General features: G+C 71.1%; 9 protein-coding genes. 7 read left to right on the top strand and 2 right to left on the bottom strand.

All coding sequences use genetic code 11. From position 1 onward, the window contains the following. Nucleotides 1–32 precede the first annotated feature (32 nt). Nucleotides 33–245 (top strand): DUF6191 domain-containing protein, encoded by a 213-nt coding sequence (locus ACFWVE_RS08060; protein WP_384009390.1) that lies wholly within the window; start codon nt 33–35, stop codon nt 243–245. Here ACFWVE_RS08060 and ACFWVE_RS08055 read toward each other — a convergent pair. Together ACFWVE_RS08055 and ACFWVE_RS08050 are read right to left on the bottom strand one after the other, a co-directional pair. Beyond that, nucleotides 242–1405 (bottom strand): PQQ-dependent sugar dehydrogenase, encoded by a 1164-nt coding sequence (locus tag ACFWVE_RS08055; RefSeq protein ID WP_384009388.1) that lies wholly within the window; start codon nt 1403–1405, stop codon nt 242–244. The genes ACFWVE_RS08060 and ACFWVE_RS08055 overlap by 4 nt on opposite strands. A gap of 150 nt (nt 1406–1555) precedes the next feature. Then, nucleotides 1556–2554 (bottom strand): aldo/keto reductase, encoded by a 999-nt coding sequence (locus ACFWVE_RS08050; RefSeq protein ID WP_384009386.1) that lies wholly within the window; start codon nt 2552–2554, stop codon nt 1556–1558. A gap of 75 nt (nt 2555–2629) precedes the next feature. Between ACFWVE_RS08050 and ACFWVE_RS08045 the strand changes: the two genes are divergently transcribed. The 6 genes from ACFWVE_RS08045 to serA all read left to right on the top strand — a co-directional run bounded on the left by ACFWVE_RS08045 (nt 2630) and on the right by serA (nt 12699). After that, nucleotides 2630–3580 carry a 2-hydroxyacid dehydrogenase gene (locus tag ACFWVE_RS08045; protein ID WP_384009384.1) on the top strand — a complete coding sequence of 317 codons (951 nt, stop codon included), beginning with the start codon at nt 2630–2632 and terminating at the stop codon, nt 3578–3580. Nucleotides 3581–3913: 333 nt separating this feature from the next. Beyond that, entirely contained in the window at nt 3914–7054 is a 3141-nt protein-coding gene (locus tag ACFWVE_RS08040; RefSeq protein WP_384009382.1) for a putative bifunctional diguanylate cyclase/phosphodiesterase, read from the top strand. Nucleotides 7055–7282: 228 nt separating this feature from the next. Further along, on the top strand, nt 7283–9175 hold the full coding sequence (locus ACFWVE_RS08035) for an acetolactate synthase large subunit (RefSeq protein WP_384009380.1): 1893 nt from the start codon (nt 7283–7285) through the stop codon (nt 9173–9175). Between the two features lie 28 nt (nt 9176–9203). After that, complete coding sequence (ilvN, locus tag ACFWVE_RS08030) at nt 9204–9728, top strand: acetolactate synthase small subunit (protein WP_030216544.1); 525 nt, start codon at nt 9204–9206, stop codon at nt 9726–9728. Between the two features lie 118 nt (nt 9729–9846). Next, entirely contained in the window at nt 9847–10845 is a 999-nt protein-coding gene (gene ilvC / locus ACFWVE_RS08025; protein WP_384009378.1) for a ketol-acid reductoisomerase, read from the top strand. A gap of 264 nt (nt 10846–11109) precedes the next feature. Next, nucleotides 11110–12699 (top strand): phosphoglycerate dehydrogenase, encoded by a 1590-nt coding sequence (gene serA, locus ACFWVE_RS08020; RefSeq protein ID WP_384009376.1) that lies wholly within the window; start codon nt 11110–11112, stop codon nt 12697–12699. The last annotated feature ends 81 nt before the right edge of the window (nt 12700–12780 follow it).

Raw genomic sequence — 12780 nt, 5'->3', positions numbered from 1 at the left:
GGCACGCCCACGCGACCCTGGAAGGGGGAGCGGTGTTCAACGCCTTCGAGGAACTGTTCGCTCCCGGCCGCAAGCACACCCGGGACGAGCAGAACCGGCTCGAACTGACCCGGGAGGACGTCGGCGACGCCGATCCCGGGCGCGGACCGATAGACCTCGCGTCCGGAAAGGTCGTCGTGCACCCGTCACCGGACCACCCCGAACCGGAACCGGACTCCGAACCGGAACCGAACGACACGCCCTAGCTCACCCGGACCTCCAGGATGCGGTCGTCCTCGCCGCCCGGGTCGCCGCGGCCGTCCGTGTTGCTGGTGACCAGCCACAGCGTGTCGCCGCCCGCCGCCGCCACCGTGCGCAGCCGCCCGTACTCGCCCTCGAGGAAGGCCTGCGGGTCCGCCGAGGCCTCCGTGCCCTCGAGCGGGATCCGCCACAGGCGCTCCCCGCGCAGGCCCGCCATCCAGATCGACCCCTGCGCGTACGCGATGCCGCTCGGGGAAGCCTCGTCCGTGCTCCACTGGGCGATCGGATCGTGGAAGCCGCCCTCGTCGGACGTGCCCTCCGCCTCGGGCCAGCCGTAGTTGTCGCCGGGCTTGATCGCGTTCAGCTCGTCCCAGGTGTTCTGGCCGAACTCCGAAGCGAACAGCCGCTGTTCGGAGTCCCAGGCCAGGCCCTGCACATTGCGGTGGCCCAGCGAGTACACCGCGGAGTCGGGGAGCGGGTTGCCCGGCGCCGGCTCGCCCTCCGGGGTCAGCCGCAGGATCTTGCCGCCCAGCGACTTCTCGTCCTGGGAGAGGCCGGTGTCGCCGCTCTCGCCCGTGCCCACGTACAGCATCCGGTCCGGGCCGAACGCGATCCGGCCGCCGTTGTGGACCACTCCCTTGGGGATGCCCCGGAACACCGTGTCCGGCGCGCCCAGCCGCTCGCCCTCCGGCTTGCTCTCGTCGTAGATCATGCGGACGATGCGATTGTCCGAGGCCGAGGTGAAGTAGGCGTAGACCATGCGGTCCGAGGCGTAGTCGGGGGAGAGCGCGATGCCGAGCAGACCGCCCTCGCCGGACGGCGACACCCCGGGCACCTCGCCCAGCTCGGAGGTCTCGCCCGTCCCGGCGTCGACCCGGCTGATCGTGGCATCGTCACGCGACGACACCAGCAGATCGCCGTCGGCCAGGGGCGCGAGCCCCCAGGGGGAGCGCAGGTCCGTACCGACCGTACGGAGCACCTTCACCGAGCCCTTCGCGGGCGGTGTCTCCTCTGCGCCGCTCTCCGGGGACGCGGACCGCCCCGCCGTACTGCCCGGGGAGGAGCCGTCGTCTCCGTCCGGCGATCCTCCGTCCTCGGAGGAACAGCCGGCCGTCAGCAGGAGCGCGGCGGTGGCCAGTACGGCCGTAACGGCTCGATGGTGCACGATGTCGTCCCTTCGACGCGGCGGGTTCTCCCTGTCATACCCCGCCCGCGCCCCACAAGTTCCCGATCACGGGAGACCGAACCGCCGATCACCGTCCGATCCCGGCCCGACGGCCGGTGGCTTCCGGTCCCGCTCCCGCGGGCCTCCGTCTCAGTCCCACGACCCCCGGGCCGCGGGCAGGTCCGCGATCTCCGCCAGGTCGGCTTCCGTCAGGCGCAGGTCCGCCGCCCCCGCGTTCTCGGCGACCCACCGCTCCCGCTTGGCACCCGGCACCGGGATCACCTGCCGGCCCTGGGCCAGTACCCAGGCCAGAGCCACCTGCGCCGGGGTGACGTCCTTGCCGTGCCGGCGGGCGACACGGCGCAGGCCGACCACGATCGGCTGGTTCGCGGCCATCATCTCGGCGGTGAAACGGGGATGCCGGGCCCGCAGATCGTCCGCCTCGAAACCCTCACCGGGCGTCAGCGTGCCGGTCAGGAAGCCGTTGCCGAGCGGCATCGCGGCCAGGAAACCCACACCGCGCGCCGCGCACCACGGCAGCAGCCCCTCCCGCGCCTCCGGCGACCACACCGACAGCTCCGCCTCCACAGCGCTCACCGGGAAAACCTGCTGCACCCGCTCCAGCTGCCGGACCGTCGCGTCGTGCAGCCGTGCCCCCGACCGCCGCGCGGACCGCGCACCGACCGCGCAGAGCCCCAACGCCCGTACTTTTCCTGCCCGTACGAGCTCCGCCATCGCGCCCCAGGTCTCCTCGACGGGGACCTCCGGGTCCGCGCGGTGCAGCTGGTACAGGTCGATGACGTCGGTCTGCAGCCGGCGCAGCGAGGCGTCGCAGGCCCTTCTCACGTACCCGGGGCGGCCGTTGGCCACGACGTGCTGATCACCCACCAGCAGACCCACCTTCGTCGACACGAAGGCGTCACCGCGCCGCTCCTTCAACACCCGCCCCAGCAACAGCTCGTTGGTGAACGGGCCGTACATGTCGGCCGTGTCCAGCAGTGTCGCCCCCAGGTCCAGTGCCCGGTGCACCGCCCTGAGCGAGTCCTCGCCGCGCTGCCGCGAGGTGCTGTAGGCCCAGCTCATCGGCATGCACCCGAGTCCGACGGCCCCCACCGCGAGCGCCGCCGCGCCGATCGTCCTGCGCTCCACCTGGTCGTGACCCTCCCTTTCCCGGACCCCAACCTAACCTCTGGCGTCGCGGGCCCCTGACGTAGCCTCCGCTGCATGACTGCTGACGTATGGCTTCCCATCCCGCCGGACGAGATCGAGGGCCTTCCGGAAGGGCCGAAGTACCACTTCTGGGACGGCGCGCAGGAGTACCCGGCGGACCCGGCCGACTGCGCGTTCTACGTCGTGCCGTACATGAAGCCCGGCGACGTCGGGGTGCGCCCGCTGCCGCTGATGAGCTCGGTCGAGGTCGTGCAGACCCTGTCCGCCGGCGTCGACCACGTCCAGCCGGGCCTGCGCCACGTGGGCTCCGGCGTACGGCTGTGCAACGCGCGCGGCGTGCACGAGGCGAGCACGGCGGAGCTGGCGCTCGCCCTGATCCTCGCCTCGCTGCGCGGCCTGCCCGACTTCGTGCGGGCGCAGGACACGGGGGAGTGGCTCGGCGGATTCCGGCCCGCGCTCGCCGACCGGAACGTGCTCATCGTGGGATACGGAGCGATCGGCGCGGCCATCGAGGACCGGCTCGTTCCGTTCGAGCTCGCGCGGGTGGCGCGCGTCGCGCGCTCCGCACGCACCACGGCGCGCGGCCCGGTGCATCCGTTCACCGAGCTGCCCGTTCTGCTGCCCGAGGCGGACGTCGTCGTTCTCTCCACCCCGCTCACGGAGGCCACCCGCCACCTCGTGGACGCCGGCTTCCTGGCCCGGATGAAGGACGGCGCGCTGCTCGTCAACGTGGCCCGGGGGCCCGTCGTCGACACCCCGGCCCTGCTCACCGAGGTGGAGAGCGGCCGCATCACCGCGGCCCTCGACGTGACCGATCCCGAACCCCTCCCTTCGGAGCACCCCCTGTGGCGGGCGCCGGGCGTTCTCATCAGCCCGCACGTCGGCGGACCCACCTCCGCGTTCCGGCCACGCGCCGAGCGGCTGCTGGTGGACCAGTTGAACCGGTTCTTGAACCGGGAAGAACTTCGGAACGTGATCCTGGTGACGGAGGCGGCGGACCTGTAGCCCGCTTCGAGCACCGTCCGCGTTTTTTCGGATGCGGTGGGTACTCATACATCAGGTGATCGTTACGGAGCGTAGAGAAGCTATGTCCCTGAGTGACGAGACTGGTGTATCGTCCCGACAGGGGCTGCGCCGCCGACCGATCGGCGCGGGGGATGGACATTGCAGACTGTGAGGGGGGCGACGGGCGATGCACGGCCTATGGACAAGCGATCCGACGCGATTGAGCCGTCGTCGGCGACCCTGGCGCACGGCCGCGCGCAGCCGGGGTCACCACAGCGGTCACCACACCCGCGCTCACCCCACCCGCAGCGGCGACCGCCCCGGGAGGGACCGGTGAGCGCGCCGGCCCCCACGACCACGCTCGACGGAGCGGGGCGGGCGCACCCCGCCCCGGAAGCGCTGCTGCCCTGCCCGCCGGCCGCGGCCCGCCGGCAGGGACTGCTGCCGCAGCTCGTCCTCGCCGTCGTCTGCGCGGCCTACGCGATCGGGGCAGCCTTCGGTTGGGGATCGGATCAACTCGCGCTGATCATGGGTGATTTCGGACTGAGTGCCGCGGCGGCCGCGGCCGCCGTGTCCTGCGTCCTGTACGCGCGCGGCCCCCGCATCCGCTTCCGGCCCGCCTGGCTGCTGTTCGGCATCTCCTCCGCCATGGCCTCCCTCGGCAATCTCGTCTGGGGGTGGTACGAGGTCGTCCTCGGGCTTCCCGTGCCCAGCCCCAGCTACGCCGACCTGTTCTTCCTGTGCTTCGCGCCACCCGCCATCGTGGGGCTGCTGGTGCTCGCCAAACGGCCCGTGACCAAGGCCGGATGGGTCTGCCTGGGCCTGGACGCCTGGCTGATCGGCGGCTCCCTGCTCACGCTCGCGTGGAGCCTCGCGCTCGCCCGGACCGCACAGGCCGGGGGCGAGGACGTGGCGCACACCGCGCTGTCCCTGGCGTATCCGCTGCTCGACATCGCCCTGGTCAGCATGGTGCTGGCACTGCACTTCCGGCGGTCGGCGGTCAACCGCTCCGCGGTCAACACCGCGATCGGCGCGCTCGCGCTCACCGTGATGTGCGACGCCCTGTTCACCTCCCCGCTGCTGCACGACACCTACCGCTCGGGACAACTGCTCGACGCGGGCTGGTTCGCCGGCTCACTGCTCCTGGCGTACGCGCCCTGGACCCGTCGTCGGGGCGGCCGGCCCGACGACGAGGGGCGCACGCGCGTGGTGCGCGAGCACCTCCCCGGACCACGCGGCGGACCGAACCCCCGGGCGAACGGACACCGGGCCGCCCGCGATCCGGGTCACCCCACGGCTCACGAGACGGCCTACGACCCGGTCCACCACTCGGCCCCGCACCCGTACCCCCACCACCCCTACCTCCAGCACCCGAACCCCCGGCATCCGGCCGCGCCCGGTGGTGAACGCGGCCGGTATCCGGTCTCCCGGCCCATCGCCGGCTCCCTCGGCGCGCTCGCGCCGTACCTCGCCGCCGCGGTGTGCACCCTGGGGATCCTCTACACCGTCCTCAACGGCCGCAGCGTCGACCGCGTGGTCCTGCTCACCGGCGGCACCGTGGTGCTCGCGCTCGTCGTGCGCCAGGGCATCATGCTGATGGACAACATCACCCTCACCCAGGAACTGGCCCACAAGGAGAACCACTTCCGCTCCCTGGTGCAGGGATCGAGCGACGTCATCATGATCGCCGCGCCGAGCGGCATCCTCCGCTACGTCTCCCCGGCCGCCGCCGGCGTGTACGGCCGCCCCGCGGAGGACCTGGTGGGGACGGAACTGGCGCAGCTCATCCACCCCGAGGACCTGGACTGCGTCGTGCACGAGGTGCGCCGGTTCCTCGCCGCCGGCCCGGCCGAGGAACCCACCACACGCATCGAGTGCCGGTTCCGCTCCGGTGACGACGGCTGGCTGAACGTGGAGTCGACCGTCAACCGGCACCACGGCGGTCTCATCTTCAACAGCCGGGACGTCACCGAGCGCGTGCGGCTCCAGGCGCAGCTCCAGCACAACGCCGAGCACGACCCGCTCACCGACCTGCCCAACCGCGCCCTGTTCACCCGGCGCGTCCAGCAGGCCCTGTCCGGCCGCCGGGCCTCCGACCGGGGTGCCGCCCTCCGGGGCACGGCCGTGCTCTTCATCGACCTCGACGGTTTCAAGGCCGTCAACGACACCATCGGCCACCAGGCCGGCGACGAACTGCTGATCCACGCCGCCCGCAGACTCCGGGACGCGGTCCGCAAGGGCGACACCGCCTCCCGGCTGGGCGGCGACGAGTTCGCCGCCCTGATCGTGGGCGACGGCGCCCGTGACCGGGAGGCCCGCGAGCGGCACATCCTGGAGCTCGCCGACCGCCTCCGGGTGACCCTCTCCCAGCCCTATCCGATCGACGGCAACGATGTCCGGGTCAACGCCTCCATCGGTGTCGCCTTCGCCGAGCCGGCCCTCGGCGCGGGCGAGTTGCTGCGCAACGCGGACCTCGCCATGTACCGGGCCAAGGCCGGCGGCAAGGGCCGGGTGGAGCTGTACCGGCCGCAGATGCAGCAGGACGTCGTCCGCAGGGCGGAGCTGGCCACCCGGCTGCGCGCCGCGCTGCACGACGGCGAGTTCGCGCTGCTGCACCAGCCGGTGGTGTCCCTCCAGGACGGCAGGATCACCTCGGTCTGCGCCCAGGCGCGCTGGCGTTCCTCGCAGGGCGTGCTCTTCACCCCCGCGGAGTTCCTGCGCGTCTCCGAGGACAGTGAGAAGACCGCCGAGCTGGGCCGCTGGCTGCTGGAGGAGGCCGTGGAACAGGCCGCCGAACGGCAGGCGACAGGCGTGGCGGTGCCCGTGGCGGTCCGGATCGGTGCCCGCCGGCTCCTTGACCGCTCGCTCCCGCTCGGCTCCATCGAGGCCCTGCTCACCCGGCACGGGCTGCCCTTCGGCTCGCTGGTCGTCGAGGTGGCCGAGACCGACCCGCGGGTCTGCCTGGACGAGCTGGAGCGCCGGCTGACCGCGCTCAAGCGGGTCGGCGTCCGGATCGCCCTGGACGGCTTCGGCAGCGGCTACGCGGCGATCGCCGCCCTCAGGCGCCTCCCCGTCGACGTACTGAAACTCGACCGCAGCCTGGTCGAGGGCGTGGTCGAGTCCGCGCGGCTGCACAAGATCACCAGTGGGCTGCTGCGGATCGCCGGGGACCTGGGCATGCAGTCCGTGGCCGACGGGGTGGACCTGCCCGAGCAGGTCGTCGCCCTGCGCGCGATGGGATGCACGCACGGGCAGGGCATGGCCTTCTCCGGGCCGCTGGACGAGTACCGGCTGCGCAGGGCACTCGGCACCGGCCGCTGCCCGGTGCCGCACGGACCGGCCGAACCCGTGTACGCGGGCAGCGGTTCCGGTGGCTCGGGAGGCTCGGGAGGGTACGCGTCGGGGGTCGCCTCGGTGCTCCGCACCGGTGCGGTCCTGCGCTCACATGATGAGACTCCCGTCCCACCCACTTGACAGTCGGTGCGCGCCGGGGGGAAGGTCAGTGCCATGCGCACCCGAATTCTCGTACTTGGACAGCGCGTCGGCCGACGCTGAGCATCGCCTGCTCAACGCCCCCGCCCGACGCGCTCCCCTCGCTTGCCTCATGGCACGAGGGGTTTTTTGTTGCACGAGCACCTGTCGCACCGTCCACGCACACCGCGCGAACCTCGCAAAAACCCTCAGCATCGAGAAGAGAAGCCGATGACCGAGCAGGCCACCGGGGCCCACCCGCAGCCGCGGCCCCGATCCGGAGGACAGCAGTCCGTCCCCGAGAGCGTCACGGGCGCGCAGTCCCTCATTCGCTCGCTCGAGGAGGTCGGCGCCGACACGGTATTCGGCATTCCCGGCGGTGCGATCCTTCCCGCCTACGACCCGCTGATGGACTCCACCCGGGTGCGCCACGTCCTGGTCCGGCACGAGCAGGGCGCGGGCCACGCGGCCACCGGGTACGCGCAGGCCACCGGCAAGGTCGGCGTCTGCATGGCGACCTCGGGCCCCGGCGCCACCAACCTGGTCACCCCGATCGCCGACGCGCACATGGACTCCGTGCCGCTGGTCGCGATCACCGGCCAGGTCGCCTCCAAGGCGATCGGCACGGACGCCTTCCAGGAGGCGGACATCGTCGGCATCACCATGCCGATCACCAAGCACAACTTCCTGGTCACCAGGGCCGAGGACATCCCACGGGTGATCGCCGAGGCCTTCCACATCGCCGCCACCGGCCGCCCCGGCCCGGTGCTCGTGGACATCGCCAAGGACGCCCTCCAGGCGCGGACCACCTTCTCCTGGCCGCCCACCATGGACCTGCCCGGCTACCGGCCCGTCACCAAGCCGCACGCCAAGCAGATCCGCGAGGCCGCCAAACTCATCACCTCCGCGAAGCGGCCGGTCCTCTACGTCGGCGGCGGAGTCCTCAAGGCCCACGCCACGGCCGAGCTGAAGGTCCTCGCGGAACTCACCGAGGCCCCCGTCACCACCACCCTGATGGGGCTCGGCGCATTCCCCGACAGCCACCCGCTGCACGTGGGAATGCCGGGCATGCACGGTGCGGTCACCGCCGTCACCGCGCTGCAGAAGGCCGACCTGATCGTCGCCCTCGGAGCCCGCTTCGACGACCGCGTCACCGGCAAGCTGGACAGCTTCGCCCCGTACGCCAAGATCGTCCACGCCGACATCGACCCGGCCGAGATCGGCAAGAACCGCGCCGCCGACGTGCCGATCGTCGGTGACGCCCGCGAGGTCCTCGCCGACCTCGTCCAGGCCGTCCAGAAGGAGCACGCCGAGGGCCACCGGGGTGACTACACCGCATGGTGGAAGGACCTGAGCCGCTGGCGCGACACCTACCCCCTGGGCTACGACCAGCCCGAGGACGGTTCGCTCTCCCCGCAACAGGTCATCGAGCGCATCGGACAACTGGCGCCCGAGGACACGATCTTCGCCGCCGGCGTCGGCCAGCACCAGATGTGGGCCGCGCACTTCATCCGGTACGAGAAGCCCGCCACCTGGCTGAACTCCGGCGGAGCCGGAACCATGGGCTACGCCGTCCCGGCCGCCATGGGCGCCAAGGCCGGACAGCCGGGCCGGGCCGTCTGGGCGATCGACGGCGACGGCTGCTTCCAGATGACCAACCAGGAACTCACCACCTGCGCCCTGAACAACATCCCGATCAAGGTCGCCATCATCAACAACGGCGCCCTCGGGATGGTCCGCCAGTGGCAGACCCTGTTCTACAACCAGCGCTACTCCAACACCGTGCTCCACTCCGGCCCCATCGAGGCGAACGGCGCCCCCACCGACCTGAACGGCGGCTCCGCGGTGGGCCCCGGCACGCAGCGGAGCGCCGGTACCCGCGTCCCCGACTTCGTCAAGCTGTCGGAGGCCATGGGCTGCTACGCGATCCGCTGCGAGGACCCGGCGGACCTCGACAAGGTCATCGAGGAGGCGAACTCGATCAACGACCGCCCGGTCGTCGTGGACTTCATCGTCCACCAGGACGCCATGGTGTGGCCGATGGTCGCCGCCGGCACCTCCAACGACGAGATCATGGCCGCCCGCGACGTCCGTCCCGACTTCGGCGACAACGAAGACGACTGAGCCAGGAAGAGCGAAGAGGAAACACGACATGTCCAAGCACACGCTCTCCGTCCTGGTGGAGAACACCCCCGGCATCCTGGCCCGGATCGCCGCGCTGTTCTCCCGCCGCGGCTTCAACATCGACTCGCTCGCGGTCGGCGTCACCGAGCACCCCGACATCTCCCGCATCACCATCGTGGTGAGCGTCGAGGAGTTCCCGCTGGAGCAGGTGACCAAGCAGCTCAACAAGCTCGTCAACGTGCTGAAGATCGTCGAGCTCGAACCCGGGCAGGCCGTTCAGCGCGAACTCGTTCTGGTGAAGGTGCGTGCCGACAACGAGACGCGTTCCCAGATCGTCGAGATCGTCCAGCTCTTCCGGGCCAAGACCGTGGACGTCTCCCCGGAGGCCGTGACCATCGAGGCCACCGGCAGCAGCGACAAGCTGTCCGCCATGCTGAAGATGCTGGAACCGTTCGGCATCAAGGAACTGGTCCAGTCCGGCACGATCGCGATCGGACGCGGCGCCCGTTCGATCACCGACCGATCGCTGCGCGCGCTCGACCGGTCGGCGTAAGACGGAGAAGGGCGGTCGGCGACACTCCGGCCGCCCGTATTCCGAGACTCCGAACCGTCCCCTCCGCTCACCGTCATACGGTGGGACGCGACACCTGCACACAAGGAGAGAACCCAAAGTGGCCGAGCTGTTCTACGACGCCGACGCCGACCTGTCCATCATCCAGGGCCGCAAGGTCGCGGTCATCGGTTACGGCAGCCAGGGCCACGCCCACGCCCTGTCGCTGCGCGACTCCGGCGTCGACGTGCGCGTCGGTCTGCACGAGGGCTCGAAGTCCAAGGCCAAGGCCGAGGAGCAGGGCCTGCGCGTGGTGAGCCCGTCCGAGGCCGCCGCCGAGGCCGACGTCATCATGATCCTCGTCCCGGACCCGATCCAGGCCCAGGTCTACGAGGAGCACATCAAGGACAACCTGAAGGACGGCGACGCCCTGTTCTTCGGCCACGGCCTGAACATCCGCTACGGCTTCATCAAGCCCCCGGCCGGCGTGGACGTCTGCATGGTCGCCCCGAAGGGCCCGGGCCACCTGGTGCGCCGTCAGTACGAGGAGGGCCGCGGCGTTCCCTGCATCGCCGCCGTCGAGCAGGACGCCACGGGAGGCGGCTTCGAGCTGGCCCTGTCGTACGCGAAGGGGATCGGCGGCACCCGCGCCGGCGTCATCAAGACGACCTTCACCGAGGAGACCGAGACCGACCTGTTCGGTGAGCAGGCCGTCCTGTGCGGTGGCACCGCGGCGCTGGTCAAGGCGGGCTTCGAGACCCTGACCGAGGCCGGCTACCAGCCGGAGATCGCCTACTTCGAGTGCCTGCACGAGCTGAAGCTGATCGTCGACCTCATGTACGAGGGCGGCCTGGAGAAGATGCGCTGGTCGATCTCCGAGACCGCCGAGTGGGGCGACTACGTCACCGGCCCGCGGATCATCACCGACGCCACCAAGGCCGAGATGAAGAAGGTCCTCGCCGAGATCCAGGACGGCACCTTCGCGCAGCAGTGGATGGACGAGTACCACGGCGGTCTGAAGAAGTACAACGAGTACAAGAAGCAGGACAGCGAGCACCTGCTGGAGACCACCGGCAAGGAGCTGCGCAAGCTCATGAGCTGGGTCGACGAAGAGGCGTGAGCCGCACGGCCGAGGGCCGGAGCGACGTGCTCCGGCCCTCGGCCGAACCCGGGGTAACGTCGGTGGTACGGCGTTGTCCGTCCCGTCCTGTCACGGACGGGTGATCCTTCCGAAGCGCCGTAAGACGACGCCCTCGGCGCCACTAGACTGCTGCACTACATACGCGTCAGGCCCACAGCGTCGTGCGTCTTCCACGCGGCTAGCACTTCTTCACCGCATGCGGCCGTCGGGACGGCCGTCCGCATTGGACATGTGAGGACTCACGTGAGCTCGAAACCTGTCGTACTCATCGCCGAAGAACTGTCGCCCGCGACCGTGGACGCGCTCGGCCCGGACTTCGAGATCCGCCACTGCAACGGAGCGGACCGCACCGAGCTGCTGCCGGCCATCGCCGGCGTCGACGCGATCCTGATCCGCTCGGCCACCAAGGTCGACGCCGAGGCCATCGCCGCCGCGAAGAAGCTCAAGGTCGTCGCGCGGGCCGGCGTCGGCCTGGACAACGTCGACGTCTCCGCCGCCACCAAGGCCGGCGTGATGGTGGTCAACGCGCCCACCTCGAACATCGTGACCGCCGCGGAACTCGCGTGCGGTCTGATCATCGCCACCGCGCGCAACATTCCGCAGGCCAACGCCGCGCTGAAGAACCACGAGTGGAAGCGCAGCAAGTACACGGGTGTCGAGCTCGCCGAGAAGACCCTCGGAGTCGTGGGTCTGGGGCGGATCGGCGCCCTCGTCGCGCAGCGCATGTCCGCCTTCGGCATGAAGGTCGTCGCCTACGACCCCTACGTGCAGCCCGCGCGGGCCGCGCAGATGGGCGTCAAGGTGCTGTCGCTGGACGAGTTGCTCGAGGTCTCCGACTTCATCACCGTCCACCTGCCCAAGACCCCCGAGACGCTCGGCCTGATCGGCGACGAGGCGCTGCGCAAGGTCAAGCCGAGCGTGCGCGTCATCAACGCCGCGCGCGGCGGCATCGTCGACGAGGAGGCGCTGCACGCGGCGCTCAAGGAGGGCCGCGTCGCCGGCGCCGGCCTGGACGTGTACGCGAAGGAGCCCTGCACGGACTCCCCGCTCTTCGAGTTCGACCAGGTCGTCTGCACCCCGCACCTCGGCGCGTCCACCGACGAGGCCCAGGAGAAGGCCGGTATCGCCGTCGCCCGCTCGGTGCGCCTCGCGCTCGCCGGCGAACTGGTCCCGGACGCGGTGAACGTGCAGGGCGGCGTCATCGCCGAGGACGTCAAGCCGGGCCTGCCGCTGGCCGAGCGCCTCGGCCGGATCTTCACGGCGCTGGCCGGCGAGGTCGCCGTCCGTCTCGACGTCGAGGTGTACGGCGAGATCACCCAGCACGACGTGAAGGTGCTCGAACTCTCCGCGCTCAAGGGCGTCTTCGAGGACGTCGTCGACGAGACGGTGTCCTACGTGAACGCGCCGCTGTTCGCCCAGGAGCGGGGGGTCGAGGTCCGGCTGACCACCAGCTCCGAGTCCGCCGACCACCGCAACGTCGTCACGGTGCGCGGCACCCTGGCCGACGGTGAGGAGATCGCGGTCTCCGGCACGCTGGCCGGTCACAAGAACGTGCAGAAGATCGTCGCGATCGGCGACTACGACGTGGACCTCGCGCTCGCGGACCACATGGCCGTACTGCGCTACGAGGACCGCCCCGGTGTCGTCGGCACCGTGGGCCGGCTCTTCGGCGAGGCCGGCATCAACATCGCCGGCATGCAGGTCGCGCGGGCCGCGGCAGGCGGCGAGGCCCTCGCCGTCCTGACCGTCGACGACACGGTGCCCTCCACGGTCCTGGCCGAGCTCGCGGCGGAGATCGGCGCCACGTCGGCCCGCTCGGTGGAACTGGTCTGAGACCACCGTCCCCGGGAGCTCCGCTCCCGGGCCCCCGTCCGGTCCGAAAGGCGCCGGACGGCCGCACCGGCTGTGCGGCCG

This window comes from Streptomyces sp. NPDC058632 (assembly GCF_042717095.1).
Classification (GTDB): Bacteria; Actinomycetota; Actinomycetes; order Streptomycetales; family Streptomycetaceae; genus Streptomyces.
This window is presented reverse-complemented; position numbering and strand designations above follow the sequence as displayed.